This is a genomic window from Microbacterium flavescens (assembly GCF_018588945.1).
Taxonomy (GTDB): Bacteria; Actinomycetota; Actinomycetes; order Actinomycetales; family Microbacteriaceae; genus Microbacterium; species Microbacterium flavescens.
Genome location: NZ_JAFIWA010000003.1, coordinates 335,811 through 362,391 on the forward strand (window position 1 = coordinate 335,811; position 26,581 = coordinate 362,391).

General features: G+C 71.5%; 26 protein-coding genes. 25 read left to right on the plus strand and 1 reads right to left on the minus strand.

The window, feature by feature from the left end; translation table 11 throughout:
* Positions 1-42 precede the first annotated feature (42 nt).
* The 13 genes from pyrR (at position 43) to JX005_RS08570 (ending at position 15,574) form a co-directional block, all read left to right on the plus strand.
* Positions 43-573, plus strand: coding sequence for a bifunctional pyr operon transcriptional regulator/uracil phosphoribosyltransferase PyrR (pyrR, locus tag JX005_RS08510; RefSeq protein ID WP_214467051.1), 531 nt, complete (start codon positions 43-45; stop codon positions 571-573).
* Entirely contained in the window at positions 570-1,556 is a 987-nt protein-coding gene (locus JX005_RS08515) for an aspartate carbamoyltransferase catalytic subunit (RefSeq protein ID WP_214467052.1), read from the plus strand. Before pyrR ends, JX005_RS08515 begins: the two co-directional genes overlap by 4 nt.
* Entirely contained in the window at positions 1,553-2,899 is a 1,347-nt protein-coding gene (locus JX005_RS08520) for a dihydroorotase (protein ID WP_214467053.1), read from the plus strand. Before JX005_RS08515 ends, JX005_RS08520 begins: the two co-directional genes overlap by 4 nt.
* Positions 2,896-3,405 (plus strand): PH-like domain-containing protein, encoded by a 510-nt coding sequence (locus JX005_RS08525; RefSeq protein WP_214467054.1) that lies wholly within the window; start codon positions 2,896-2,898, stop codon positions 3,403-3,405. Before JX005_RS08520 ends, JX005_RS08525 begins: the two co-directional genes overlap by 4 nt.
* Complete coding sequence (carA, locus tag JX005_RS08530; RefSeq protein ID WP_214467055.1) at positions 3,402-4,574, plus strand: glutamine-hydrolyzing carbamoyl-phosphate synthase small subunit; 1,173 nt, start codon at positions 3,402-3,404, stop codon at positions 4,572-4,574. The genes JX005_RS08525 and carA overlap by 4 nt, the downstream gene beginning before the upstream one ends.
* The gene (gene carB, locus JX005_RS08535; RefSeq protein WP_214467056.1) at positions 4,574-7,861 is read left to right on the plus strand and encodes a carbamoyl-phosphate synthase large subunit; all 3,288 of its coding nucleotides are present in this window, start codon (positions 4,574-4,576) and stop codon (positions 7,859-7,861) included. The genes carA and carB overlap by 1 nt, the downstream gene beginning before the upstream one ends.
* On the plus strand, positions 7,858-8,718 hold the full coding sequence (gene pyrF / locus JX005_RS08540; RefSeq protein WP_214467057.1) for an orotidine-5'-phosphate decarboxylase: 861 nt from the start codon (positions 7,858-7,860) through the stop codon (positions 8,716-8,718). Before carB ends, pyrF begins: the two co-directional genes overlap by 4 nt.
* The gene (gmk, locus tag JX005_RS08545; protein WP_214467058.1) at positions 8,711-9,610 is read left to right on the plus strand and encodes a guanylate kinase; all 900 of its coding nucleotides are present in this window, start codon (positions 8,711-8,713) and stop codon (positions 9,608-9,610) included. The genes pyrF and gmk overlap by 8 nt, the downstream gene beginning before the upstream one ends.
* A 90-nt stretch (positions 9,611-9,700) precedes the next feature.
* Positions 9,701-9,955 carry a DNA-directed RNA polymerase subunit omega gene (gene rpoZ, locus JX005_RS08550; protein ID WP_137843608.1) on the plus strand — a complete coding sequence of 85 codons (255 nt, stop codon included), beginning with the start codon at positions 9,701-9,703 and terminating at the stop codon, positions 9,953-9,955.
* A gap of 88 nt (positions 9,956-10,043) precedes the next feature.
* Positions 10,044-11,237, plus strand: coding sequence for a methionine adenosyltransferase (metK, locus tag JX005_RS08555; protein ID WP_214467059.1), 1,194 nt, complete (start codon positions 10,044-10,046; stop codon positions 11,235-11,237).
* Positions 11,238-11,295: 58 nt separating this feature from the next.
* Entirely contained in the window at positions 11,296-13,275 is a 1,980-nt protein-coding gene (locus JX005_RS08560) for a primosomal protein N' family DNA-binding protein (RefSeq protein WP_214467060.1), read from the plus strand.
* Between the two features lie 8 nt (positions 13,276-13,283).
* Positions 13,284-14,207 (plus strand): methionyl-tRNA formyltransferase, encoded by a 924-nt coding sequence (gene fmt, locus JX005_RS08565; RefSeq protein WP_214467061.1) that lies wholly within the window; start codon positions 13,284-13,286, stop codon positions 14,205-14,207.
* Positions 14,204-15,574, plus strand: coding sequence for an RsmB/NOP family class I SAM-dependent RNA methyltransferase (locus tag JX005_RS08570; protein WP_307858534.1), 1,371 nt, complete (start codon positions 14,204-14,206; stop codon positions 15,572-15,574). Before fmt ends, JX005_RS08570 begins: the two co-directional genes overlap by 4 nt.
* A 21-nt stretch (positions 15,575-15,595) precedes the next feature.
* On the opposite strand, the gene glsA is transcribed toward JX005_RS08570, so the two are convergent.
* Positions 15,596-16,768, minus strand: coding sequence for a glutaminase A (gene glsA, locus JX005_RS08575; RefSeq protein WP_214467063.1), 1,173 nt, complete (start codon positions 16,766-16,768; stop codon positions 15,596-15,598).
* Positions 16,769-16,788: 20 nt separating this feature from the next.
* On the opposite strand from glsA, the gene rpe reads away from it, so the two are divergent.
* From rpe to lgt, 12 genes are all read left to right on the plus strand, one after another.
* Positions 16,789-17,487, plus strand: a complete 699-nt coding sequence (gene rpe, locus JX005_RS08580; RefSeq protein WP_214467064.1) for a ribulose-phosphate 3-epimerase — start codon at positions 16,789-16,791, stop codon at positions 17,485-17,487.
* Positions 17,488-17,567: 80 nt separating this feature from the next.
* Positions 17,568-17,831: a phosphoribosyl-ATP diphosphatase gene (locus JX005_RS08585; protein ID WP_214467065.1), complete on the plus strand. Its 264-nt coding sequence runs from the start codon at positions 17,568-17,570 to the stop codon at positions 17,829-17,831.
* 43 nt (positions 17,832-17,874) lie between these two features.
* A complete protein-coding gene (hisG, locus tag JX005_RS08590) occupies positions 17,875-18,717 on the plus strand; it encodes an ATP phosphoribosyltransferase (protein ID WP_214467066.1) in 843 nt (280 codons plus the stop codon).
* A complete protein-coding gene (hisF, locus tag JX005_RS08595) occupies positions 18,717-19,490 on the plus strand; it encodes an imidazole glycerol phosphate synthase subunit HisF (protein WP_214467067.1) in 774 nt (257 codons plus the stop codon). Before hisG ends, hisF begins: the two co-directional genes overlap by 1 nt.
* Positions 19,487-19,855 carry a phosphoribosyl-AMP cyclohydrolase gene (gene hisI / locus JX005_RS08600; RefSeq protein ID WP_214467068.1) on the plus strand — a complete coding sequence of 123 codons (369 nt, stop codon included), beginning with the start codon at positions 19,487-19,489 and terminating at the stop codon, positions 19,853-19,855. The genes hisF and hisI overlap by 4 nt, the downstream gene beginning before the upstream one ends.
* Entirely contained in the window at positions 19,852-21,720 is a 1,869-nt protein-coding gene (locus JX005_RS08605; RefSeq protein WP_214467069.1) for a cell wall-binding repeat-containing protein, read from the plus strand. Before hisI ends, JX005_RS08605 begins: the two co-directional genes overlap by 4 nt.
* Positions 21,721-21,764: 44 nt before the next feature.
* Entirely contained in the window at positions 21,765-22,361 is a 597-nt protein-coding gene (locus JX005_RS08610; protein WP_307858535.1) for a Trp biosynthesis-associated membrane protein, read from the plus strand.
* A gap of 42 nt (positions 22,362-22,403) precedes the next feature.
* Positions 22,404-22,634: a DUF6704 family protein gene (locus JX005_RS08615; protein ID WP_214467071.1), complete on the plus strand. Its 231-nt coding sequence runs from the start codon at positions 22,404-22,406 to the stop codon at positions 22,632-22,634.
* A gap of 1 nt (position 22,635) precedes the next feature.
* A complete protein-coding gene (gene trpC / locus JX005_RS08620) occupies positions 22,636-23,448 on the plus strand; it encodes an indole-3-glycerol phosphate synthase TrpC (RefSeq protein ID WP_214467072.1) in 813 nt (270 codons plus the stop codon).
* Complete coding sequence (gene trpB, locus JX005_RS08625) at positions 23,445-24,710, plus strand: tryptophan synthase subunit beta (protein ID WP_214467073.1); 1,266 nt, start codon at positions 23,445-23,447, stop codon at positions 24,708-24,710. The genes trpC and trpB overlap by 4 nt, the downstream gene beginning before the upstream one ends.
* Positions 24,707-25,501, plus strand: coding sequence for a tryptophan synthase subunit alpha (gene trpA / locus JX005_RS08630; protein WP_214467074.1), 795 nt, complete (start codon positions 24,707-24,709; stop codon positions 25,499-25,501). Before trpB ends, trpA begins: the two co-directional genes overlap by 4 nt.
* Before the next feature lie 54 nt (positions 25,502-25,555).
* Positions 25,556-26,539 (plus strand): prolipoprotein diacylglyceryl transferase, encoded by a 984-nt coding sequence (gene lgt, locus JX005_RS08635; protein ID WP_214467075.1) that lies wholly within the window; start codon positions 25,556-25,558, stop codon positions 26,537-26,539.
* Positions 26,540-26,581 lie beyond the last annotated feature (42 nt).

A 26,581-nucleotide genomic window follows, 5' to 3' on the forward strand; every position in this document is an offset into this window, starting at 1 on the left:
AACCTTTAACCCCGTCCTGTGAGGCGGAGAAGGGAGCGGCGGATGAGCACGCGCACCGTGCTGCACCAGGCCGACATCGCACGGGCCCTGACTCGGATCTCCCACGAGATCCTCGAGTCCAACAGGGGCCCCGACAATCTGGTCCTCCTGGGCATCCCCACTCGAGGCGTCACCCTCGCACACCGCATCGCCGGGCTCGTCGAGGACTTCGGCGGCGTCTCCATACCCGTCGGCGCACTCGACGTCACTATGTACCGCGACGATCTGCACCGCAACCCGACCCGTGCCCCGCAGCCGACGTCCATCCCGCCGGGCGGAATCGACGGCCGGGTGGTCGTGCTCGTCGACGACGTGCTGTTCTCCGGCCGCAGCATCCGCGCCGCCCTCGATGCCCTGCAGGACATCGGGCGGCCGACCGCCGTGCGACTTGCCACGCTGGTCGACCGCGGTCACCGCGAGCTGCCCATCCGACCCGACTTCGTCGGGAAGAACCTCCCCAGCGCCCGCGACGAGCGCGTGAACGTCCGCCTCGCCGAGATCGACGGGGCCGAGGAGGTGACGATCGAGTCATGAGGCACCTGCTCGACACCAAGACGCTGTCACGCGGCGACGCGCTGCGCATCCTCGACGTCGCCGAGGACATGGCCGACACGCAGCTGCGCGAGGTCAAGAAGCTGCCGACCCTGCGTGGCAGGACGGTCGTCAACCTGTTCTTCGAGGACTCGACGCGCACCCGCATCTCGTTCGAGGCGGCGGCGAAGCGCCTGAGCGCGGACGTCATCAACTTCTCCGCCAAGGGCTCGAGCGTGTCGAAGGGGGAGTCTCTCCAGGACACCGCTCAGACGCTCCAGGCGATGGGCGCCGACGCCGTCGTGATCCGTCACGGCGCCTCCGGGGCTCCGCGCACCCTCGCTACGAGCGGCTGGATCACCGCCGGCGTCGTCAATGCGGGCGACGGCACCCACGAGCACCCCACGCAGGCGCTGCTCGACGCCTTCACGATCCGCAAGCGGCGGTTCGGCGCGGACAGCCGCGGTCGCGACCTCTCCGGAGTCCGGGTGACGATCGTCGGCGACATCCTGCACTCACGCGTCGCACGCTCCAACGTCTGGCTCCTCGACACCCTCGGCGCCGATGTGACGCTCGTTGCCCCGCCGACGCTGATCCCGCAGGATGTCTCGGCCTGGCCCGCGCGCATCGTCTACGACCTCGACGAGGCCATCGCGGGGGAGCCCGACGCGCTCATGATGCTGCGGATTCAGGCGGAGCGCATGAATGCGGCGTATTTCCCCACTGAACGGGAGTATTCCCGCCGCTGGGGTCTGGACGCGCGGCGTCTCGAGGCCCTCGGGGCAGATAGCATTGTGATGCACCCCGGGCCGATGAACCGGGGACTGGAGATCTCCGCAGAGGCCGCGGACTCGCCCCGCTCGACGGTGCTCGAGCAGGTCGCGAACGGCGTCTCGGTGCGCATGGCCGCGCTCTACCTGCTGCTGGCAGGAGCGGAGAGCGGCCACGACCCGCGAGCGGGCGCAGAAAAGGAGAACCCACGATGAGCGCGTCTCGATCCGTCGCGAACGGCGACTCGACAGCCGAGACCCTGCTCTTCCGCGGGGCGCTCATCGAAGGCTCCAACGCGGCCGACGTCCTGGTGGCGGACGGCTCGATCGTCGAGATCGGCACCGGGCTGAGCCGTGCCGGCGCGACGGTCGTCGACGTGGACGGACTGGTGCTCCTCCCGGGCCTGGTCGATCTGCACACGCACCTCCGGGAGCCCGGCTACGAGGCATCCGAGACGATCCTCACCGGCTCTCGGGCGGCGGCGGCCGGCGGCTACACCGCGGTGTTCGCCATGCCCAACACGTCGCCCGTCGCCGACACCGCCGGCGTCGTGGAGCAGGAGCTCGCTCTCGGCGAGGCCGCCGGGTTCGTCACGGTTCAACCGATCGGCGCGGTAACCGTCGGCCAGAAGGGCGAGCGGCTCGCCGAGCTGGGGGCGATGGCGGACTCCCGCGCCCAGGTGCGCGTCTTCAGCGACGACGGCTTCTGCGTGTGGGATCCGCTCATCATGCGCCGCGCGCTGGAGTACGTGAAGGCCTTCGACGGCGTGATCGCGCAGCACGCGCAGGATCCGCGCCTGACCGAGGGCGCCCAGATGAACGAGGGGGCGGTGTCGGCCGAGCTCGGCCTCGCCGGCTGGCCCGCCGTCGCCGAGGAGTCGATCATCGCCCGCGACGTGCTGCTGGCCGAGCACGTCGGGTCGCGCCTGCACGTCTGCCACCTGTCGACGGCGGGCTCGGTGGAGATCATCCGCTGGGCCAAGCGACGCAGCGTCGACGTGACCGCCGAGGTGACGCCCCACCACCTGCTGCTGACCGACGAACTCGTGCGCGACTACGACGCGCGCTTCAAGGTGAACCCGCCACTGCGTCGCGAAGAGGATGTGCTCGCGGTGCGCGAGGGCCTCGCCGACGGGACCATCGACATCGTCGCGACCGACCACGCGCCGCACCCCGCCGAGGCGAAGGCCTGCGAGTGGCACGCGGCGGCCAACGGCATGGTGGGTCTCGAGAGCGCGGTGCGCGTCGTGCAGCAGGCGATGGTCGACACCGGACTGCTGACGTGGGGCGACGTCGCCCGCGTGATGTCGCGCGAGCCCGCGCGCATCGGGCGGCTCGGCGGGCACGGCACGCCCCTGACCGAGGGGCAGCCGGCATCACTGACCTTCTACGACGCCGCGCCGGTGCGCACGTTCTCGACCGCCGACCTGCGCGGCCGCAGCGTCAACTCGCCGTACCTCGGCCGGGAGCTTCCTGGCGAGGTGCGCTGGACCCTCCACGCCGGCATCCCGACCGTCGTCGACGGCGTCGTGCTCGACGCACCGGGAGTGCGCGCGTGAGCCAGCAGAACGCCATCCTGATCATGGTCGGCGCAGCGCTCGTGCTGCTCGCCCTCGGGACGTGGGCGTGGCTGCGCCGCGGCCGGCGTGACAGCGGCCTGCGCGCTCCGGTCGCGGAGATCCCGCCCGGCGCTGCGATCCGGTCCGTCCTGCCGGTGCTGTATGTCGCGACGACCCGGCACGAGCAGCCCCTCGAACGACTCTCGATCCGCGGCCTCGCCTACCGGTCGCGCGCAGACCTCACGATCGCCGATGCCGGGATCGCCCTCGATCTCACGGGCCACCCGCGCGTCTTCATCGACGCCGACCGCATCGTCGGCGCCGGTCAGGCGACCGTCGCCATCGACCGGGTCGTCGAGCGCGACGGCCTCCTGCGCCTCTCCTGGCGCCTCGACGACGGCACCGTCGTCGACTCCTATCTCCGTCCGCAGACTGTCTCGGCTCGCTCCGTGGCAGACGACATCGCGGGCATCGGCACCTCCACCCAGACGGGATCCGACGCATGACCTCCCTGTTCCAGTCCGACCCCGCGGTGCTCGTCCTCGAGGACGGCACCCGCCACGTCGGCCGCGCCTACGGCGCACTCGGCACCACCCTCGGCGAGGTCGTCTTCGCCACCGGCATGACCGGCTACCAGGAGACCCTCACGGATCCCTCGTACGCGGGCCAGATCGTGCTGCAGACCGCGCCGCACATCGGCAACACCGGCATGAACGACGAGGACCCGGAGTCCCGCCGCATCTGGGTGTCGGGTTACATCGTCCGCGACCCATCCCGGGTCGTGTCGAACTGGCGCGCCGACGAGTCGCTCGACGACGCGCTCGTGAGCGACGGGGTGGTCGGCATCAGCGGCATCGACACGCGGGCGGTCACCCGTCACATCCGCGCGACCGGCAGCATGCGGGGCGGGATCTTCTCGGGAGATGCCGCATCCCTCGACCCCGAGCGGCAGCTGGAGCTCGTCCGCGACGCGCCGCAGATGGCGGGGATGAACCTGTCCGCGCAGGTGTCGGTGTCCGCCGCCCAGGTGACCCCGGCCACGGGGGAGCGCATCGGCAACCTCGCCGTACTCGACCTCGGCGTGAAGCAGGCGACCGTGGACAACCTCGCCGCGCGCGGCTTCGACGTGCACGTCCTCCCGCAGGACGTGACCATCGACGACATCCGGGCCATCGACCCGGTCGCCGTCTTCTACTCGAATGGCCCGGGCGACCCGGCCGCATCCGGCGACCATGTGGAGCTGCTGCGCGGCGTGCTGGACGACCGGCTGCCCTTCTTCGGCATCTGCTTCGGCAACCAGCTCCTCGGCCGCGCGCTGGGTCTCGGCACCTTCAAGCTGCCGTTCGGCCACCGAGGCATCAACCAGCCGGTGCTCGACAAGTCCACCGGGCGCGTCGAGATCACCGCCCACAACCACGGCTTCGCCGTCGATGCCCCCGTCGAGGGGGAGTTCGACAGCCCCAACGGCTACGGCCGCGTCGAGGTCAGCCACGTCGGGCTGAACGACAACGTCGTCGAGGGGCTGAGGGCGCTCGACATCCCGGCGTTCTCGGTGCAGTACCACCCGGAGGCCGCCGCTGGACCGCACGACGCCAACTACCTGTTCGACCGCTTTGCGGAGCTGGTGAAGAGCACTCGCTCAACCACCGAAGATGTCCGGGAGGACGACAACTGATGCCCAAGCGCGACGACATCAACTCCGTCCTCGTCATCGGCTCCGGCCCGATCGTCATCGGCCAGGCGTGCGAGTTCGACTACTCCGGCACCCAGGCGTGCCGCGTGCTGCGCGAGGAGGGCGTCCGCGTCATCCTCGTGAACTCGAACCCGGCGACGATCATGACCGACCCGGATTTCGCCGACGCGACGTACATCGAGCCGATCAACTGGCGCGTGATCGAGACGATCATCGCGAAGGAGCGTCCCGACGCGATCCTGCCGACGCTCGGCGGCCAGACGGCACTCAACGCCGCGATCGACCTGCACAAGCACGGGATCCTCGAGAAGTACGACGTCGAGCTCATCGGAGCCGACTTCGAGGCGATCAACAAGGGCGAGGACCGCCAGATCTTCAAGCAGCTGGTGCTCGACGCGGGTGCCGATGTCGCGGCATCCCGCATCGCCCACACCATGGACGAGGTGCTCGCCGCCGCGGAGGAGCTCGGCTACCCGCTCGTCGTGCGTCCGTCGTTCACGATGGGCGGTCTCGGTTCGGGCTTCGCGTACGACGAGAACGACCTGCGCCGCATCGCCGGCGCCGGCCTGCGCGACTCCCCGACGACGGAGGTGCTCCTCGAGGAGTCGATCCTCGGCTGGAAGGAGTACGAGCTCGAGCTCATGCGCGACACCGCCGACAACACCGTCGTCGTGTGCTCGATCGAGAACGTCGACCCGGTCGGCGTGCACACCGGCGACTCCATCACGGTGGCGCCCGCCCTCACGCTCACCGACCGCGAGTACCAGAAGCTGCGCGACATCGGCATCGACATCATCCGCGCCGTCGGCGTCGACACCGGCGGCTGCAACATCCAGTTCGCCGTCGACCCCTCCAACGGCCGCATCATCGTCATCGAGATGAACCCTCGCGTGTCGCGCTCGTCGGCGCTGGCCTCGAAGGCGACCGGGTTCCCCATCGCCAAGATCGCCGCCAAGCTCGCGATCGGGTATCGCCTCGACGAGATCCCCAACGACATCACCAAGGTGACGCCTGCCAGCTTCGAGCCGACGCTCGACTACGTGGTCGTCAAGGTGCCGCGATTCAACTTCGAGAAGTTCCCGGCCGCCGACACCACGCTGACGACGACCATGAAGTCGGTCGGCGAGGCGATGGCGATCGGCCGCAACTACGCCACGGCGCTCCAGAAGGCGCTGCGCTCGCTCGAGAAGCGCGGATCGAGCTTCCACTGGGGCGACGAGCCGCGCTCGGCGGAGGAGCTGCTCGAGATCGCGAAGAGGCCGACCGACGGCCGCATCGTCGTGCTGCAGCAGGCGCTGCGCAAGGGCGCGACGGTCGACCAGGCGTTCGAGGCCACGAAGATCGACCCGTGGTTCCTCGACCAGATCGTCCTGATCAACGAGGTCGCGGACTTCGTGGGACAGGCGGAGGAGCTGGATGCCGCCACCCTGCGCATCGCGAAGGAGCACGGCTTCAGCGACCTGCAGATCGCGCAGCTGCGCGGCGACAGCGAGGCGTCGGTGCGCGGCATCCGTCATGCCCTCGACCTGCGCCCCGTCTACAAGACGGTCGACACGTGCGCGGGGGAGTTCCCCGCGCTGACGCCCTACCACTACTCGAGCTACGACTTCGAGACCGAGGTCACGCCCTCGGAGCGCACGAAGGTCGTCATCATCGGCTCGGGACCGAACCGCATCGGGCAGGGCGTCGAGTTCGACTACTCGTGCGTGCACGCGTCGTTCGCGCTGTCGGACGCCGGCTACGAGACCGTCATGGTCAACTGCAACCCCGAGACCGTGTCGACGGACTACGACACGTCCGACCGCCTGTACTTCGAGCCGCTGACGCTCGAGGACGTGCTGGAGGTGCTCCACGCGGAGTCCCGCTCGGGCGAGATCCTCGGCGTCATCTGCCAGCTCGGCGGCCAGACGCCGCTGGGTCTCGCGAAGGGCATCGAGGAGGCCGGCTACACGATCCTCGGGACAAAGCCGGCGGCCATCGACCTGGCCGAGGAGCGCGAGCTCTTCTCGCGCCTGCTCGACGAGGCCGGGCTCGTGGCGCCGCGCAACGGCACGGCGATCGACGTCGACGGAGCCGTGGCTGTGGCGGAGGAGATCGGCTACCCGGTGCTGGTCCGCCCCAGCTTCGTGCTCGGCGGGCGCGGCATGGAGATCGTCTACTCGACCGACGCGCTGCGCGACTACTTCGTGCGCATCGCGGATGCGGCGATCATCGGCCCGGGCCTCCCGCTGCTGGTCGACCGCTTCCTCGACGACGCGATCGAGATCGACGTCGATGCGCTGTTCGACGGCGACGAGCTGTACATCGGCGGCGTCATGGAGCACCTCGAGGAGGCCGGCATCCACTCCGGCGACTCGAGCTGCACGCTTCCGCCGGTGAGTCTCGGCCGCACCGACATCGACCGCGTCCGCACGGCTACCCACGCCATCGCGGAGGGCGTCGGCGTGCGCGGCCTGCTGAACGTCCAGTTCGCGATCTCGGCGGGCGTGCTCTACGTCATCGAGGCGAACCCGCGCGCGAGCCGCACGGTGCCGTTCGTGTCGAAGGCGCTGGGGATCCCGCTCGCCAAGGCCGCCTCGCGGATCATGGCCGGCGCGTCCATCGCCGAGCTCAAGGCCGAGGGGATGCTGCCCGAGCAGGACGGGTCGCGCGTGCCGCTCGACGCGCCGGTCGCGGTGAAGGAGGCGGTGCTGCCCTTCAAGCGCTTCCGCACCGCCGACGGCCAGACGGTCGACTCGGTGCTCGGTCCCGAGATGCGCTCCACCGGAGAGGTCATGGGCATCGACCGCGACTTCCCGACCGCGTTCGCCAAGTCGCAGGATGCCGCGTACGGCGGCATGCCCCAGTCGGGCACGGTCTTCATCTCGGTCGCCGACAGCGACAAGCGGGCCGTGATCCTGCCCGCGCACCGCCTGCAGGAGCTGGGCTTCGACCTCGTCGCCACAGAGGGCACCGCCGAGATCCTCGCGCGCAACGGCATCGCGGTGCGCGTGGTGAGCAAGTACTCCGAGACGCAGGAGTCGGGCGGCACGAACATCGTCGACCTCATCAACGCGGGCGAGATCGACATCGTGGTGAACACCCCGTCGGGCGGCGCCGCCCGCGCCGACGGCTACGAGATCCGCGCCGCCGCCGTCGCCGGCGACAAGGCGCTGTTCACCACCATGGCCGTCCTGGGAGCCGCGGTGAGCGCCCTGCCGGTGCTGCGCGAGGGATTCAAGGTGAAGAGCCTGCAGGAGTATGCGGCCGACCGGGCGGTGCGCGCGTGACCGCGTTCGGCGCCCGATTGCGCGCGGCGCTCGACGCCCACGGACCCCTGTGCGTCGGCATCGATCCGCACGAGCACCTGCTGAGGGAGTGGGGACTGGATGCCTCGGCCTCCGGCGTCCGCGAGTTCGGCCTGCGCGCGGTGGAGGCCGCCTCCGGCCGGGCCGGCATCGTCAAGCCTCAGGTGGCCTTCTTCGAGCGCTTCGGCTCGGCCGGCTTCGCCGCGCTGGAGGACGTGCTCGCAGCGGCGCGCGAGGCGGGCTTGCTCGTGATCGCCGACGCCAAGCGCGGCGACATCGGGTCGACGATGGACGGCTACGCCGGAGCCTGGCTGACGCCCGGCTCGCCCCTCGAGGCGGACGCGGTGACGCTCAGCCCCTACCTCGGACCGGACTCGCTGCGGGCGACGCTCACGACCGCGGTGCGTTACGACAAGGGCGCGTTCGTGCTCGCCGCGACGAGCAACCCTGAGGCCTTCCCGCTGCAGAGCGCCCAGGTCGTCGACGTCGCGGCGACGGACGGCCAGACGGTCGCCGAGCGCGTCGCACGCGACGTCGGCTGGATCAACGGCTCCGCCGCCTTCGCCGGGGGCCTCGGGCCTGTCGGCCTCGTGGTGGGGGCGACCGTCGACCGCGCCGCGGTCGGGCTCTCGGACGAGGCGCTCCAGGGTGCGCCGATCCTCGCGCCGGGCTTCGGCGCGCAGGGCGCCTCTCCCGAAGACCTGCCCGCGCTCTTCGGCGCGGCGGCTGAGAACGTGGTTGCCTCCGAGAGCCGCAGCATCCTGTCGGCGGGTGCTGATGGCCTCGCCGACCGGATCGCGGAACGCGCCGAGCTCTACCGGGAGGCGCTCCGTGGCTGACGTGCGCACCTCTCCTCCCGAGGTCGACCGGGTGGCGGCATCCCGTCGTGCCGTCGCAGCTCGACGCGAGCGCGCCGCGCTCAAGAAGGACGTCGCGATGCGCGTCATCACACCGCAGGAGCTGCTGCGCCGCGCCCTCGCCGAACCCGAGTCGCCGGCCGGGGCGATGCGCGTGACGGAGTTCCTCACCTCGATCCCCGCGATCGGCGAGGGCAAGCGCGACCGCATCCTGAAGGACCTCGAGATCTCGCCGGTGAAGCGCCTCGGCGGCCTCGGCACCCGTCAGCGCGAGGCGCTGCGACGGTTCCTCGACGAGCGCTGGCCGGAACTCGCGCCGCGCGGCGGCCGCAGCCGGCTCGTGGTCCTGGCCGGCCCCACGGCCGTGGGCAAGGGAACGGTCGCGTCCTACATCAAAGAGCACCACCCCGAGATCCATCTGTCCGTCTCGGCCACCACTCGGGCGCCGCGTCCCGGAGAGGTGGACGGGGAGCACTACTTCTTCGTCGACGATGCCGAGTTCGACCGGCTGATCGCTGCGGGGGAGCTGCTCGAGCACGCGACGGTTCACAATGCGCACCGCTACGGCACACCGCGCGCGCCGATCGAGCGCGTGCTCGCCGAGGGCCGCACGGCTCTTCTCGAGATCGATCTGCAGGGAGCCCGTCAGGTGCGGGCCGCCGATCCCTCCGCCACGCTGGTCTTCCTGCTCCCGCCGAGCTGGGACGAGCTGGTGCACCGGCTGGTCGGCCGGGGCACCGAGGGCGACGAGGAGCGTGCCCGCCGCCTGCGCACCGCGAAGACCGAACTGGCGTCGCAGGGCGAGTTCGACTTCCGCGTCGTGAACGACGATGTGGCCCGGGCCGCCGACGAGGTGGCACGGCTTGCGCGCTGAGCGGCGGGCGCTGACGTAGAATGGTGGGATGCCTCGGCCCGGCCGAGGCTCGCAGACCTCTCCACCGTCATCCGATCCAGGAGGATTCCCATGGCCGGAACGAACCAGGGCATCATCGAGCCCCCCATCGACAGCCTTCTCGAGAAGGTGGACTCGAAGTACCAGCTCGTGATCTTCGCGTCCAAGCGCGCCCGACAGATCAACGACTACTACTCCGATCTCCACGAGGGCAACCTCTTCGACAACGTCGGCCCCCTGGTCGACTCGACGGTCGAGGACAAGCCGCTCACCATCGCGATGCACGAGATCCACGAGGACAAGCTCCGCCTCCGTCACGTCGAGTAAGAGCCCCTGATCTCCTGATGCCCCCGGGGCGGCACTGTCCGCCTTCGGGGGCATACTGGTGCCGGCACACTTCCGACCTGGAGCATCGATGACCGACCTGCGTCTGTTCACGTCCGAATCCGTAACGGAGGGGCATCCCGACAAGATCTGCGACCAGATCTCCGACAGCATCCTCGACGCGATCCTCGCGGAAGACCCCAAGGGGCGCGTCGCGGTCGAGACCCTCGTGACCACCGGACTCGTCCATGTCGCGGGCGAGGTCTCGACGTCCGCCTACGTCGAGATCCCCGCGATCGTCCGCTCCGTCGTCAACCGCATCGGCTACACCTCGAGCGACACCGGCTTCGACGGCGACTCGTGCGGCGTGAGCGTGTCGATCGGCGCGCAGTCGTCCGACATCGCCGCGGGCGTCGACAAGGCGTTCGAGCGCCGGGAGGACGGCTCGGAAGACCCGCACGACCTGCAGGGCGCCGGCGATCAGGGCATCATGTTCGGCTACGCGACGACCGAGACGCCGCAGCTCATGCCCATGGCGGCATGGACCGCCCACCGCATGGCCGAGCGGCTCGCCGAGGTGCGCCGGTCGGGCGAGCTGCCGTTCCTCCGGCCGGACGGCAAGACCCAGGTGACCCTCGGATACGAGGGCCAGATCCCGCGCACGGTGGAATCCGTCGTGCTGTCGACCCAGCACCAGCCCGACATCTCGCAGAAGGCGCTGCGTGCGGCGGTGCGCGCGGAGGTCATCGACCCGGTGCTCGAGGCCACGGGTCTCGACCTTCCCGACGTGAAGTTCTACATCAACCCCGCGGGCCCCTTCGTGACCGGCGGGCCGAAGGGCGACGCCGGCCTCACCGGCCGCAAGATCATCATCGACACGTATGGCGGCGCAGCCCGGCACGGCGGTGGCGCATTCAGCGGCAAAGACCCGTCGAAGGTCGACCGCTCCGCTGCATACGCGATGCGGTGGGTGGCCAAGAACGCCGTCGCTGCCGGACTCGCGGAGCGCCTCGAGGTGCAGGTCGCCTACGCGATCGGCAAGGCGAAGCCCGTGGGCCTCTACGTCGAGACGTTCGGCACCGGCCGGGTCTCCGACGAGGCCATCACGCGGGCGATCCTCGACGTGTTCGATCTGCGGCCGAAGGCGATCACCGATCAGCTCGACCTGCTGCGGCCCATCTACGCCAAGACCGCCGCCTACGGGCACTTCGGGCGCGAGCTGCCCGAGTTCACGTGGGAGCGCACCGACCGCGCCGACGACCTGCGCGCCGCCGCAGGGCTGTGATGCGGGGCGCCCCGCACCGGGGGCGCGTTGCGCGCCGGCGCACCCGGGGAGGCGCGTCATGACGGCGCGAAGGGTCGCCCGTGTGCTCATCGACTCTCCACTGCCGCAGCTCGACCGGCTCTTCGACTACGCGATTCCCGACCATCTGGCGAACGAGGCGATCGCCGGCGTGCGCGTGAAGGCGCCGCTGCGATCGGCCGGCCGGATGGTCGAGGGCTATCTCGTCGAGGTGGGCGAGCCGGATGCCTCCGACCGCCCGCTGTCCGAGCTGGAATCCGTCGTGTCGCCGGTTCCCGTGCTCACCCCGGGTCTGTACGCGCACGCGCGGCGATGCGCCGATCGCGCCGCCGGATCGGCGAGCGACATCCTGCGACTCGCCATCCCGAAGCGCATGGTGCGTGCCGAGAAGGCCTGGCTCGCGGCGGGCGCTCCGGCCACGCCGGAGGTGGACGCCGCAGCGCGTGAGTGGGCCGAGTCGGTGCTCGGCGCCTACCCGGGTCTCGCCGATGCCCTCGACGACGACGCGCGGCTGGCTATCGATGCGCCCCCGCATCCTGCGACCCTGGCCGACGGATCGGCCGTGGGCGCCTGGGCGGTGCTCCTCGTGGCGGCTGCCGTCCGCACCCTCGCCGACGGACGCAGCGCCGTGCTGATCGTGCCCGACCACCGCGACCGCGCGCAGCTCGAGGCCGTCCTGGCCGGGCGCGTTCCGCCCGAAGCGGTCGTGCGCGACGATGCGAAGCAGAGCTCGCCGCTGCGCTACGCCGCCTTCCTGCGGACCCTGGCCGACGCACCGTGCATCGTCATCGGCAACCGGTCCGCGGTGTACGCCCCCGTTCCTTCGCTCGGACTCGTGGCTCTCTGGGACGACGGCGACCCGCTGCTGTCGGAGCCGCTGAGCCCCGGCGTCCACGCGCGCGACGCCGCACTGCTCCGGCACGAGCTCGACGGCGGCGCGCTCCTCTTCGCAGGACACACCCGCACCACCGACGTGGAGCGCCTCGTCGCCGTGGGCTGGCTCCGCGATCTTCCGGCCGCACGGCGGCCGAGTCCGCGGGTCGTGCTGAGCGCCACGCGTGAGGGGGAGTCGCGCGGCTCGCGCGTGCCCTCCGCCGCCTTCGCCGCGGCGCGGGAGGCTCTGGTCCACGGACCCGTGCTCGTGCAGGTCGCCCGGCCGGGGTACGCACCGGTCCTCGTCTGCGCGGAGTGCCGGCATCCCGCCCGCTGCGCCCACTGCGGCGGACCCCTCCACGCGGCGCGCCGCGGCGCGGTGCCGACGTGCACGTGGTGCGGTCGTGCCGCGGGCGGCTGGACGTGCCCGGACTGCTCGTCCACGCGGGTGCGCATGGCATCCTCGGGCAGTGAGCGCACCGCTGACGAGCTCGGGCGCGCGTTCCCCGGCGTCCGCGTGATCATCGCCGACGGCGAGCACCCCGTCACCCATGTCGATGCGCGGCCCGCGCTCGTGGTCGCCACGCGCGGCGCCGAACCCCTCGCCGCGGGCGGCTATCGCGCCGTCGTCCTCCTCGACGGCGATCGGATGCTGCTCGGAGACGATCTGCGCATCGGCGAGTCGTGTCTGCGGTGGTGGTCCAACGCGGCGGCTCTCGCCGCTCCGGGGGCGCCGGTGCATCTGGTGGGCGTGGCGGGCCCCGTCGCACGGGCTCTCGCGACGTGGACGCAGGCCGCCTACGCCCGCGCGGAACTCGCCGACCGCAAGCCGCTGCGCATGCCTCCGACGGTGCGCGTCGCGTCCGTCGACGGCGACCGCCTCACCGTCGATGCGGCGCTGGCAGCGCTGCGCGCGGCCGTGCCCGAGCTCGACGCCGAGGCCGTCCTCGGCCCGCTGCCGCGCGACGACGAGGGCGTGCGCGCCCTCGTGCGCTTCGATTACGCGCTCGGCGCCCGCGTCGCGGAGAGCCTGCGGGCTTCGGTCGTGAGCGCTGCCATCAAGGGGCGGCGGCCCGCGAAAGGGTCATCGACGGGCGGCCGCAATAGACTCAAAGTTCGGGTCGACGTGCCCGATCTCGACCTGTGAGGAATCTCATGCGACTCGTCTTCGCCGGTACGCCGGAGCCGGCGGTGCCGGCGCTGCGACGGCTCGCGGCATCCGATCACGACATCGCGGCGGTGATCACCCGCCGCGACGCTCCGCTGGGGCGGAAGCGCGTGCTCACGCCGTCTCCGGTCGCCGTCGCCGCCGACGAGCTCGGCCGGCATCCCATCCGCGCCGATCGGCTGGACGCCGACGTGACCGAGCGCATCGCGGCGCTCCGGCCCGATCTCGGCGTCATCGTCGCGTACGGGGGGCTCGTTCGCGAACCTCTGCTGTCGACGCCCGTCCACGGCTGGATCAATCTGCACTTCTCGCTGCTGCCGCGCTGGCGGGGCGCGTCGCCGGTGCAGCACGCCTTGATCGCGGGAGACGCCGAGACGGGTGCGAGCGTGTTCCAGCTCGTCCCCGAGCTCGACGCGGGCGACGTGTTCGCCGAGCGCTCACATCCGATTCCCGATGGCGCGACGGCGGGAGATCTGCTCGGCGCCCTGGCCGACACCGGCGCGGAGCTGCTGCGAGAGGTCGTGGATTCGATCGCGGCCGGCACGGCGGTGGCTCGCCCGCAGGTGGGGGAGTCGACGTACGCGCCGAAGCTCGGCGACGCCGACGGCGCGGTGCGATGGACCGACGCCCTCGAATCCGTGCTCGGGCGCATCCGCGGCGTCACTCCCGAACCCGGCGCGCACACCACGGTCGACTCCGCGCGACTGAAGATCCTCGATGTGCGCCCGGCGGCGGCCGACGCCCCGTCGCTCGAGCCCGGCCGCATGACGCTGCACGACAAGGCGGTCCTGGTCGGGACGGGCACGACGCCGCTCGCACTCGAGACCGTGCAGCCCGCGGGCAAGGGCGCGATGCGCGCGGCGGACTGGTGGCGCGGACTGCGCTCGGCCGATCCGGTGGCGGGGTCGTGAGCCGCGTCGCCGGCGCGCGCCAGGTCGCCTATGACACGATCCGCGCGGTCCACGAATCGGATGCCTACGCCAACCTCCTGCTGCCCACCTCGATCGCCCGCGCCTGGCTCAACACGGCGGACGCGGCACTCGCGACCGAGCTCACCTACGGCACGCTCCGACGCCAGGGCACCTACGACGCCGTGATCGCGGTCGCGTCCGATCGCGGCATCCCCGAGATCCACCCCGCCGTGCTCGATGCACTCCGTCTCGGCGTGCACCAGCTGCTGTCCACGCGCGTGGCGTCCCATGCCGCGGTGAACGAATCGGTGGAGCTCGCGCGGGAAGCCGGCGGACGCGGGGCCGGCGGATTCGCGAACGCGGTGCTGCGCCGCGTCTCGCGTGACACGCCGGGCGACTGGATGACGCGCATCGCCGAGAGCGCACGCTCCGACGACGAGAGGCTCGGACTGCTGTTCTCGCACCCGGTGTGGGTCGTGCGCGCCCTGCGCCGTGCTCTGGCGGCCGAGGGCCGCGCCGACGAGCTCGAGGCGCTGCTCACCGCCGACAACGCGGCGCCGCGGGTCACGATGATCGCCCTGCCGGGGCTTGCGGAGATCCCCGAGGACGCGCGCCGGACGCCGTTCTCGCCGCACGGATTCCGCCTCGGCGGCGGCGATCCCGACGCCGTCATCCGCGCCTCGGACGGTCGGGTCCGCGTGCAGGACGAAGGGTCGCAGCTGGCCGCGCTCGCGCTCACGCGCGCCGAGCCCGTGCGGGAGGGCGAGCGGTGGCTCGACCTGTGCGCGGGGCCTGGCGGAAAGACGGCCCTTCTCGCCGCGGAGGCGCTCGCGCACGGTGCGAAGCTCGAGGCGAACGAGATCTCGCCGTCACGCGCGGGACTCGTGCGCAAGGCACTCGCCGGGGTGCCGCTCGAGGTGCCGGTCTCGGAGCAGGACGGCCGCATCCGCGCCGAGGAGGCCCCGAACACCTACGACCGCATCCTCGTCGACGCCCCGTGCACCGGGCTGGGCGCTCTCCGTCGCCGACCCGAAGCGCGCTGGCGCAAGGCGCCCGCCGACGTGCCCGAGCTGAGCGAGCTCCAGCGGGGTCTGCTGGGCGCGGCACTCAGCGCGCTCAAGCCCGGTGGCATCGTGGCCTACGTCACCTGCTCACCGCACCTGGCAGAGACCGCGGGCGTCGTCGCCGAGGTCCGGCGGGAGTGGGGCGCGGCCGTCGAGGAGCTGCCCGCCCGCGAGATCGTCACCGAGCTGTCGGACAGCGACCCGGGCCTGGCTCCGCAGGCGGACGGCTCCGAGCGCGCCCAGCTGTGGCCGCACCGGCACAACACCGACGCGATGTCGATCTCGCTGCTGCGCCGGGTCTGAGCCGATCCGGAGCGCCCTCGATCAGGTCTGCAGCCGGAGACCGAGGGGAAGCGCGTTGAACTCGCCCTCGAGCGCGGCGAGGGCCGCCGGGTGGGTGCGGGCGAGCTCGCGGACGTCGAGCGTCACCGTTGATCCCGCCGGGATGCTTCCGGCGAGATCGCGCAGGATGGCGAGCACCCGCTCCGTTCCCGCGAACCCGAGCTCACCGCTGAGCCGGATCGTCCGCCCATCGGGGGAGGAGTCCACGGAGACGGTCGGTGCCGCCAGGTTCTCGTGCGGTTCGAGCAGATGCATGCCCAGGCGCTCCGACAGCCGCTCGACCACGGCCACGGCGCGCACGCTGTTGCCGTACCCGTCGAGGCGCGGGCTGAACGCGGCGACGCCGAACTGCGAGGGCGCCACGGCGAGGATGCCGCCGCTGACGCCGCTCTTCGCCGGCAGCCCCACCCGCAGCAGCCACTGGCCCGAGTAGTCGTACATGCCGCAGCTCGCCATGATCGACAGCACGTCGCGGGCGACGGCCTCGCTCACGACCCGCTCGCCCGTCACGGGGTTCCAGCCGCCGAATGCGAGCGTGGACGCCATCACCGCCAGGTCGCGCACGGTCACCAGCAGCGCGCACTGGCGGAAGTAGGTCTCGACCGCGAGCTCGACGGGGACGTCGATGATGCCGTACGAGCGCATCAGGTGCGCGAGCGCGCGGTTGCGATCGCCGGTCAAGGACTCGGAGGCGTAGACCGACTCGTCCACCCACAGCGACCGCCCGGCGAACGCCGAGAGCAGCTCGACGATGCGGCCGGTACGGGCGTCGAGGTCGTCGCCGCCGATGAGCGCGGTCGTCGCGATCGCGCCCGCGTTGATGAGCGGGTTCGCGGGCCGACCGGTGTTCTGCTCGAGGCTGATGGCGTTGAACGGCTCGCCGCTCGGCTCGGCGCCGACCTTCGCGAAGACGGCATCGCGCCCGTGCTCGACGAGCGCGAGAGCGAGGACGAACGGCTTGGACATCGACTGGATCGTGAACTCGGCGTCCTCGTCGCCCACCGATCGCACCCGCCCCCGCGGTCCGACGACGGAGAGCGCGAGCTGATCCGGATCCGCCTCCGCGAGTTCGGGGATGTACGACGCCGTCGCGCCGTCCGTCAGCGGCCGGACCTCTTCGAGCGCGCCGCTCAGCAGCGCCGTGATGGTGTCCACGGCTCGACCATAATGGACGGGTGCCTCTCCGTGACGAGAACGGCCGCGATGGCGGCATCCGCATCAATCCGAGCATTCTCGCCGCCGACTTCGTCAACATGCAGGCGGAACTCGCGCGCATCGCCGCGGCCGACTTCGTGCACGTCGATGTGATGGACAACCACTTCGTGCCCAATCTCACGTTCGGTCCGCAGATGGTCGAGCGCATCCAGGCCACCAGCCCCGTCCCGCTCGACGTGCACCTGATGATCGCCGACCCCGATCGATGGGCGCCCGGCTATGCCGAACTGGGTGCGGCGTCGGTGACCTTCCATCTCGAAGCCGCGCCGGAGCCGGTCGCCCTCGCCCGCCGTCTGCGTGAAATCGGCGCGCGTGCCGGCGTGGCCGTCAAGCCGGCGACCCCCGTCGAGGGACTGCTCGATCTGCTCGACGACTTCGACCAGATCCTGGTGATGACGGTCGAGCCCGGATTCGGCGGGCAGTCGTTCATGCCCGAGACGATGCCGAAGCTGCGCCGCCTGGCCGATGAGGCGCGGCGCCGAGGCTCGTCGGTCTGGCTGCAGGTCGACGGCGGGATCGGCGAGTCGACCATCGCCCAGGCGGCCGAGGCCGGAGCCGACACGTTCGTGGCGGGGTCGGCGGTGTTCGGCGCCGAAGACCCGGGCTCGGCGATCGCCGGACTCCGCGCCGCCGCTGCCCGGCACCACCACGCCCACTGACGAGCCGCGCCCACGCGATCCGCCGCGCGTCGCGTGTCACGCGTGGTCGAGGCATCCCGCGCGTTCGATACCCTGGCATGGTGAAGACGTTCGATGCGCTGTTCGCCGAGCTGGCCGCCAAGGCGGTCGAGCGTCCCGAAGGATCGGGCACCGTCGCGCAGCTCGACGCGGGCGTGCACGCGATCGGCAAGAAGATCGTCGAAGAGGCGGCCGAAGTCTGGATGGCCGCCGAGTACGAGTCGACGGATGCCGCGGCCGAGGAGATCTCGCAGCTGCTGTACCACCTGCAGGTGCTGATGCTCGCGAAGGGCCTGAGCCTCGAGGACGTCTACCGACATCTCTGAGCGCGTGCCCTCCCTCCGTTCTCGAACCGAAAGCTCCGCCGCCATGCTGCGAATCGCCGTGCCGAACAAGGGCTCGCTCGCCGAGACCGCCTCCGAGATGCTCTCCGAGGCGGGCTACACCGGCCGTCGCGACCCCAAGGACCTCCATGTCATCGACCCCCGCAACGAGGTCGAGTTCTTCTACCTCCGTCCGAAGGACATCGCGACCTACGTCGGATCGGGCGCACTCGACGTCGGCATCACCGGCCGTGACCTGCTGCTGGACGCCCGCATGCCCGGGGCGCGCGAGATCGAGGCGCTCGGCTTCGGCGACTCGACGTTCCGCTTCGCAGGTCCGCCCGGACGCTTCTCCACCGTCGCCGACCTCGACGGCATGCGCGTCGCGACGGCCTACCCGGGTCTCGTCGACGGGTTCCTCGACGACCACGGCGTAGCCGTCGACCTCGTGCCGCTGGACGGCGCCGTCGAGTCTGCCGTGCGGCTGGGAGTGGCGGATGCCGTCGCCGACGTCGTCTCGACGGGCACGACCCTGCGTCAGGCCGGACTCGAGATCTTCGGACCCGTGATCCTCGAGTCGGAGGCCGTCCTCATCGGCGCGCCCGATGAGGCCGAGGGCACGGCGACCCTGCTGCGGCGCCTGCGCGGCGTGATGGTCGCCCGGCGGTTCGTGCTGATCGACTACGACCTCCCCGTCGCGCTGATCGACGAGGCCGTGGCGCTCGCGCCCGGCATCGAGTCGCCGACGATCTCGCCGCTGCGCGACCCGGAATGGGTGGCCGTGCGCGTCATGACCCCGCGGAACAGCGCGAACCAGGTGATGGACGCGCTCTACGCGCTCGGCGCCCGCGCGATCCTCGTCACCGCGATCCACAACGCGAGGCTGTGATGAGCCTGGTCTGCCGCGTCATCCCCTGCCTCGACGTCGCCGGAGGCCGCGTCGTCAAGGGCGTCAACTTCGAGAACCTGCGCGATATGGGCGACCCGGTCGAGCTGGCGCGGGAGTACTTCCGGCAGGGCGCCGACGAGCTCACCTTCCTCGACGTCACGGCCACGGTCGACGAACGCTCGACCACCTACGACGTCGTGCGGCGCACGGCCGAAGAGGTCTTCATCCCGCTGACGGTCGGCGGGGGAGTGCGCTCGACAGACGACGTCGCGCGCCTGCTCTCGGTCGGGGCCGACAAGATTGGCGTGAACTCCGCGGCCATCGCCCGGCCCGGCCTGCTCGATGAGATCGCCGATCGCTTCGGAGCGCAGGTGCTCGTGCTCTCGCTGGACGTCAAGCGCTCCGGCGCGACCGAGTCGGGCTTCGTCGTGACGACGCACGGCGGTCGCACCGAGACGAACCTCGACGCGCTGCTGTGGGCTCGAGAGGCGATCGAGCGCGGCGCGGGCGAGCTGCTGGTCAACTCGATCGACGCAGACGGCACGCGCGAAGGGTTCGACCTCGAGCTCGTGGCCCTCATGCGGGAGGTTTCGAGCGTCCCAGTGATCGCCTCGGGCGGCGCAGGCGCGGCCGGGCACTTCGGGCCGGCGATCGAAGCCGGCGCGGACGCCGTGCTGGCGGCATCCGTCTTCCACTCCGGTCAGCTGACCGTGGGGGATGTGAAGGCGGCGATGGCGGCCGACGGCATCGCCGTGCGAGAGGTGGCCTCATGACCGAGACCGTGCAGGACCGCATCGACCGCGTGGCGTTCAACGCCGACGGACTGGTCGCCGCCATCGTGCAGCAGTGGGACACCCGCGAGGTGCTCATGCTGGGATGGATGGATGCCGAGGCCCTCCGCCGCACGCTGACGGAAGGGCGCGTCACCTTCTGGTCGCGCTCCCGGCATGAGTACTGGCGCAAGGGCGACACGTCGGGGAACATCCAGCTCGTCCGCGGGGCACGCCTCGACTGCGACGGCGATGCCATCCTCCTCGAAGTGGATCAGGTGGGCCCGGCGTGCCACACCGGCACCCGCACGTGCTTCGACGCCGACGACCTCGCCCCCGTCTCCGGACCGGAGCGCGGCAGCCGATGACCTTCGTGCGGCGCGGGGCGGTCCTCCTCCTGGGCACGCTCATCGTCGCGGCGTCGCTGCTGTTCCCGGGGGCGGCCGCCGTCGCCGCCGTGCCCGCTGTCGAACGCGTGTCGGGCGACGACCGCTACGCGACGTCGGCGCGGATCAGCGCGACGACCTTCGCACCCGGCGTGGCCGCCGCCTACGTCGCGGCCGGCGACGGCTTCGCCGACGCCCTGTCGGGTGCGGCTGCCGCCGGGACTCGCTCCTCGCCCGTGCTCCTGACCCGTCCCGACACCCTGCCCGCCGTGATCGCCGCGGAGCTCACCCGGCTGCGACCGGCCGAGATCGTCGTCCTCGGCGGCGAAGGGGCCGTCTCGCCCGCGGTTGCGGAGTCGCTGGCGCGCCTGACCGCGGGCAAGCTGACACGGCTGCACGGAGCCGACCGCTACGACACGTCCGCGGCGGTGAGCGCGAGGACCTTCCCCAGGGGCGCGGCCATCGCCTACGTCGCGAGCGGAGAGACGTTCCCCGATGCGCTGTCGGCAGGATCCGTCGCGGGCGGTCAGCGCGGGCCCATTCTGCTGACGCGCGGCACCGCACTGCCCGCGGCCGTCCGCGACGAGCTCGTCCGCCTGTCGCCTACGTCGATCGTCATCGTCGGGGGGCCGGGCGCCGTGTCGGCGGGCGTCGCAGCGCAGATCAGCTCCGCCACGGGTGTGAGCCCGACGCGCCGATCGGGCGACGATCGCTTCGGGACGTCGGCGAGCATCAGCGCATCCGCCTTCGCGCCCGGCGTGCCTGTCGCCTACGTCGCGAACGGCATGGACTTCCCCGACGCGCTCTCTGCAGCGGCGGCGGCGCGCGGTGCACCGCTGCTCCTCACCGCGACGTCGTCGATTCCGCCGGCCACGGCCCGCGAGCTGATCCGGCTGAAGCCGGGCAAGATCGTCGTCGTCGGCGGCACCGGAGTCGTCTCGACCACCACCGCCGCCCGGTTGGGCGTCGTCGGGACCGACCTTCCGGCGGCCACCGCATCGCGGCTGACCGCCTCGAGCGAGGTGCGGGCGGGGACCTGCCTCGCTTCGCCCGATCGGACGGTGTCGCTGTGCGTCTCCGCGGCCGGCTCGTTCTCGGTCGCGCGAGGTTCCACCGTGCTGTGGTCGTCGGGCACGACGGACGCCGCCGCACGGGCGCTCCGGCTCCGTTCCGACGGGAATGCGCTCCTCTACAGCGTCGACGGCCGGGTGATCTGGGAGTCCAGCACCGCGGGCACCGGCGCCAACGGGCTCTCGGTGCAGAACGACGGAGATCTGGTGCTCGGCACCGCGGCGGGTCAGATCGTCTGGTCGAGCATGTCGAGCGCCGCCGCTCCGAAGTGGCGGCTGCCGTACGCGGCGGGCCAGAGCTGGGCGGCAGGCGGTCCGCACGCCAACTCAGGAGGCACGGCGGGTGCCCGCGGATCGCTGGACTTCGGACCCCGAGCAGGCGGCGACCGGCGCGTGCGCGCGATCGCCGACGGCACCGTCTACCGCGTGCAGTGCGCGTCCGGCTCCTACCTCGGGATCAACCACGCCGGGGGATGGCAGTCGACGTACTACCACCTCGTGAACTACCAGGAGCAGCTCGTCGGCAAGCACGTGACTGCCGGGACGTACCTCGGCGATGTCGGACGCACCGTCCCGTGCGGCGGTGGCGCCACCTTCGACCATGTGCATCTCGTGATCCGTCGCGCGGGCATCCCCGTGTCGGTCGAGGGCATGCGGTTCGGCGACTACACGGCGCGAAGCTCGGGGACGGACTACTGGGGCTTCTGGACCGACGCCGCCGGTCGCCGCGTCCTGACCGCGTCGGGCGGCGCGGCCTGCTGCCTCCCGGCGCGATGACGGCCGGCGCGGGCGTGCCGGGTGTCGCCGATTACAGTGGAGGGGTGACCCGCCGCGCCCGCCTCGTCGCCGTCGCGGCGATCCTGCTGTGCGGAGCGATCGGCGTGATCTCGTCCACCCAGACGTGGCTCACGGTGGTGCTCGACGACAGCGCCGGCCGCGCGCTCGAGGTCCCCGGCGCCTCGGCGATCGCCGTGCTGGCGCCCCTCAGTCTCGCCGTGCTCGCCCTCGGCGGTGCGCTCTCGATCGTGGGACGGGCGCTGCGGTACGCGTTCGGGGCGCTCACCGTCGCCATCGCCGTGCTGCTGGCATGGATGACCGCCCATGTGGCGCTGGCCCTTCCGGTCTCGGCGGTGTCGGCCACCGTGACCGAGGCGACCGGCATCACCGGGGAGAGCGCCGTCTCGGCCCTCGTCGACTCGATCACGCCGACGCCCTGGCCTGTCGTGACACTCGTGGTCTGGGTCATCCTCGTCGCTGCCGGCGTGTTCACGCTCGCGACCGCGCACCGGTGGCGGGGCAGCGGACGCCGCTACCGGACGGACGACGCACCCCCTGCCGCGGGCTCGGCGGGATCGCGCCCGCACGACGCCATCGACTCGTGGGACGACCTGTCGCGTGGCGAGGATCCCACCGCCTGACCGCTAGACTGGCGACATCCCGCGCCTACCCGGAGGAGAACCATGAGCAACCACATCGGCGACCCTGGCCACGGACACTCGCCCGCCGCCTGGACGGCCGTCGTGATCATGCTCCTGGCAGTCACGCTCGGCACGCTGTTCTACTGGTTCGACATGCCGGTGCTCGTCTGGGCATCCGCCGCGCTCCTCGTCGTGGGCGTCATCGTCGGCTGGATCATGGCCAAGGCCGGCTACGGCGCCAACGGTCCGAAGTACAGCGCGAAAGAGCACTGACATGCTCGCCGACCTCACGGCCGGCGCGGTGGAGGATGCCGAGGCGCGCGCCTCGGTGCGGCCGCTGGCCGCCGTCGAGGCAGCCGCGCACGCACAGCCGTCCGCGCGTGACGCCCTCGCCGTCCTCGCCCCCGCCGATCACGTCAAGATCATCGCCGAGGTGAAGCGCGCGAGCCCGTCGCGCGGCGATCTCGCCGCGATCCCCGACCCTGCCCGCCAGGCCCTTCTCTACCAGGAGGGCGGCGCATCGGCGATCTCTGTCCTCACCGAGGGTCGCCGGTTCAAGGGCAGCCTCGCCGATCTCGAGGCGGTCAAGGGCGCGGTAGGCCTGCCGGTGCTCCGCAAGGACTTCATCGCGACCGAGTACCAGGTGCTGGAAGCCCGCGCATCGGGCGCCGACCTCGTGCTCCTCATCGTCGCAGCCCTCCCGCAGGACGTCCTGGCGCGGCTGTACGCGCTCACGCTCGAGCTGGGGATGACACCGCTCGTCGAGACGCACTCCGCCGACGAGGTGGACCGCGCCGCGGACGTCGGCGCTCGCCTCATCGGCGTCAACGCGCGCGACCTCTCGACCTTCGCCCTCGATCGCGACCTGTTCGGGCGGCTGGCCGATCGCATCCCTGCCGGTGCCGTCAAGGTCGCCGAGTCGGCGGTGCTCGCTCCGGCCGACGTGGCCCACTACCGCGCCGCGGGCGCGGACGTCGTCCTCGTCGGCGAGGCGCTCGTCACGAACGACCCGGTCACCACCCTGCAGGCGTTTCTGGAGGCCGGCGCAGCGCACGCTGCACTGAACGAGCGGAGTGAGTCCCAGTGAGTCTTCGTGAGGCATCCGGCCCCTTCTTCGGCGACTTCGGCGGCCGTTACATGCCCGAGTCGCTCATCGCCGCGATCGACGAGCTGACCGCCGAGTACGAGGCGGCCAAGGCTGACCCCGAGTTCCAGGCGGAGTTCGTGCGGCTGCTGCACACGTACGCCGGCCGTCCGTCGCCGATCACCGAGGTGCAGCGCTTCGCCGCGCACGCGGGCGGTGCGCGGGTGTTCCTGAAGCGCGAGGACCTCAACCACACCGGTTCGCACAAGATCAACAATGTGCTCGGCCAGGCGCTCCTCACGCGTCGCCTCGGCAAGACGCGGGTGATCGCTGAGACGGGCGCCGGTCAGCACGGGGTCGCCACGGCCACGGCGGCCGCCCTGTTCGGTCTCGAGTGCACGATCTACATGGGAGAGGTCGACACCGAGCGACAGGCCCTCAACGTCGCCCGCATGCGGCTTCTCGGCGCGGAGGTCGTGCCGGTGACGACCGGCTCGCGCACCCTGAAGGACGCGATCAACGACGCCTACCGCGACTGGGTCGCCACCGTCGAGACGACGAACTACATCTTCGGGACGGCGGCCGGTCCGCATCCGTTCCCCGCTATGGTCCGCGACTTCCAGAAGGTCATCAGCGAAGAGGCGCGCGCGCAGCTGCTCGAAGAGGCCGGACGCCTTCCCGACGCGGTGATCGCGTGCGTGGGCGGCGGCTCGAACGCCATCGGCATGTTCGACGCGTTCCTCGACGACGAGGGCGTCAGGCTCTACGGCGTGGAGGCGGCGGGCGACGGGGTCGACACGTCCCGGCACGCGGCATCCATCGAACGCGGACGCCCCGGTGTGCTGCATGGCTCCAAGACGTTCGTGCTGCAGGACGAGGACGGCCAGACGATCGAGTCCCACTCGATCTCGGCGGGCCTCGACTATCCCGGCGTCGGCCCCGAGCACGCGTGGCTCGCCTCGATCGGACGCGCCGAGTACATCCCCGCCACCGACGACGAGGCCATGCAGGCGCTGCGCCTGCTCTCCGAGACGGAGGGGATCATCCCCGCCATCGAGTCCGCCCACGCCCTGGCCGGCGCGCTGCGCCTCGGACGTGAGCTCGGACCCGACGCGATCCTCGCGGTGTGCCTCTCCGGACGCGGCGACAAGGACATGGACACCGCCGCGCGCTACTTCGAGCTGTATGACAAGGGAACGGATGCCGCGACCGCAGCCTCCGCACCCCACGACGACGCCGCCAAGGGCGAGGGGGAGAAGCTGTGACCTCGCGCGTCGCCGCCGCGATCGACGCGGCACACGCCGACGGACGCGGAGCCTTCATCGGCTACCTCCCGCTCGGCTTCCCCGACCTCCAGACGAGCATCGACGCGGCGGTCACCCTGGCCGAGAACGGCGCCGACGTCCTCGAACTCGGCCCGCCCTACTCCGACCCTGTCATGGACGGCACGGTCATCCAGGAGGCGACTCAGGCTGCTCTCGCCGGAGGGTTCCGCCTGCGCGACACGTTCACGGCCGTGGCGGAGATCACGCGACGCGTCGAGGTCCCCGTGCTCGTCATGACGTACTGGAACCCCGTGCTGCAGTACGGCGTCGACCGCTACGCCGACGACCTCCTCGCAGCGGGAGGCGCCGGGCTGATCACGCCCGACATCACGCCGGAGTCGGCAGCCGAGTGGATCGCGGCGAGCGAGCGCACCGGTCTCGACCGGGTCTTCCTCGCGGCGCCGACGTCGACCGACGAGCGCCTCGACCTGATCGTCGAGAACTCGACCGGCTTCGTGTACACCGTCTCGACGATGGGGATCACGGGGGAGCGGGCGCAGCTGGACGCTGCGGCCCGCACGCTCGTCGGGCGTCTGCGCGAGCGCGGCTCGGCTCATGCGTGCGTCGGCATCGGGATCTCCAACGCCGAACAGGTCGCAGGCGTGCTCGGCTACGCCGACGGCGCCATCGTCGGCACCGCACTCGTGCGCGCGCTGCGCGAGGGCGGCCTCGACGGGCTCGCGGAGGCGGCTCGCGCCCTCGCCGCAGGCACGGTCCGCACCGCGAATTAGACTTCTCACGTCGGCTCGCCGCCGACCTCCCCACCAGCAAGGATTCGATCGCCCATGATCTCCGCCGCACAGAGCCTCGCCCAGGGCGTCGTCGCCAGCATCCCGAGCCCTGACGTCAGCCAGTTCCAGCTCGGCCCGCTCACGATCCACTTCTACGCGCTGTGCATCATCGCGGGGATCATCGCCGCCGTCTTCCTGACGAACCACCGCCTGACCAGGCGCGGTGCCGAGCCGTGGGTCGTCATCGACATCTCACTGCTGGCAGTCCCGCTCGCGATCATCGGCGCGCGGATCTACCACGTGCTCACCCACTTCGACTTCTACTTCGGCGAGGGCAGGAACCCGCTCTCGGCGCTGTACATCTGGGAGGGCGGCATCGCCATCTACGGCGCCCTCATCGGCGGCGCGATCGGCGCGTGGCTCGGCTGCCGCTGGACCGGCATCCGCTTCTGGACGTTCGCGGACGCGCTCGCCCCCGGGCTGCTGCTGGCACAGGCGATGGGCCGATTCGGCAACTGGTTCAACCAGGAGCTGTTCGGGCTGCCCACCGACCTCCCGTGGGGCCTCGAGATCGACTACCCGAACCCGGCCTGGCCGGTCGGCCTGCCCGAGGGCACGCTCTTCCACCCCACGTTCCTCTACGAGGTGGTCTGGAACCTGCTGGGCGTCGTCGTGCTGCTGTGGGCCGGACGCAAGTTCCGCCTGCAGTGGGGTCGGCTGTTCGGCCTCTACCTCGTCTGGTACAGCGGCGGGCGCATCGTGTGGGAGTCGATCCGCATCGACCCGAGCGACATCTTCCTCGGTCTGCGCACCAACGTGTGGGCCGCGATCCTCGGCGTGATCCTGGGTCTGGCGATCTTCTTCGTGCAGAAGCGCCGTCACCCCGGCTACGAGCCGTCGCCCTATGTGTCCGGCCGCGAGTGGACCGCCGGACAGGCTGTACAATCGCAGGACACCGACGACTTCGTCGACGTCAGCGATCCCCCGTCGTCCGAGTCCGTCGAAGGCACCGCCACAAGCACCCCCGCCACGAAATAACGCATGCTGAACAGCTAGCACGTGCAGTTCGACTAGCACAGG

Bases quoted from the DNA above. Each gene is read 5' to 3' on its own strand.
- pyrR (WP_214467051.1), top strand. From the start codon at position 43: ATGAGCACGCGCACCGTGCTGCACCAGGCCGACATCGCACGGGCCCTG.
- JX005_RS08515 (WP_214467052.1), top strand. From the start codon at position 570: ATGAGGCACCTGCTCGACACCAAGACGCTGTCACGCGGCGACGCGCTG.
- JX005_RS08520 (WP_214467053.1), top strand. From the start codon at position 1,553: ATGAGCGCGTCTCGATCCGTCGCGAACGGCGACTCGACAGCCGAGACC.
- carA (WP_214467055.1), top strand. From the start codon at position 3,402: ATGACCTCCCTGTTCCAGTCCGACCCCGCGGTGCTCGTCCTCGAGGAC.
- carB (WP_214467056.1), top strand. From the start codon at position 4,574: ATGCCCAAGCGCGACGACATCAACTCCGTCCTCGTCATCGGCTCCGGC.
- rpoZ (WP_137843608.1), top strand. From the start codon at position 9,701: ATGGCCGGAACGAACCAGGGCATCATCGAGCCCCCCATCGACAGCCTT.
- metK (WP_214467059.1), top strand. From the start codon at position 10,044: ATGACCGACCTGCGTCTGTTCACGTCCGAATCCGTAACGGAGGGGCAT.
- JX005_RS08560 (WP_214467060.1), top strand. From the start codon at position 11,296: ATGACGGCGCGAAGGGTCGCCCGTGTGCTCATCGACTCTCCACTGCCG.
- fmt (WP_214467061.1), top strand. From the start codon at position 13,284: ATGCGACTCGTCTTCGCCGGTACGCCGGAGCCGGCGGTGCCGGCGCTG.
- hisG (WP_214467066.1), top strand. From the start codon at position 17,875: ATGCTGCGAATCGCCGTGCCGAACAAGGGCTCGCTCGCCGAGACCGCC.
- hisF (WP_214467067.1), top strand. From the start codon at position 18,717: ATGAGCCTGGTCTGCCGCGTCATCCCCTGCCTCGACGTCGCCGGAGGC.
- hisI (WP_214467068.1), top strand. From the start codon at position 19,487: ATGACCGAGACCGTGCAGGACCGCATCGACCGCGTGGCGTTCAACGCC.
- JX005_RS08605 (WP_214467069.1), top strand. From the start codon at position 19,852: ATGACCTTCGTGCGGCGCGGGGCGGTCCTCCTCCTGGGCACGCTCATC.
- JX005_RS08615 (WP_214467071.1), top strand. From the start codon at position 22,404: ATGAGCAACCACATCGGCGACCCTGGCCACGGACACTCGCCCGCCGCC.
- trpC (WP_214467072.1), top strand. From the start codon at position 22,636: ATGCTCGCCGACCTCACGGCCGGCGCGGTGGAGGATGCCGAGGCGCGC.
- lgt (WP_214467075.1), top strand. From the start codon at position 25,556: ATGATCTCCGCCGCACAGAGCCTCGCCCAGGGCGTCGTCGCCAGCATC.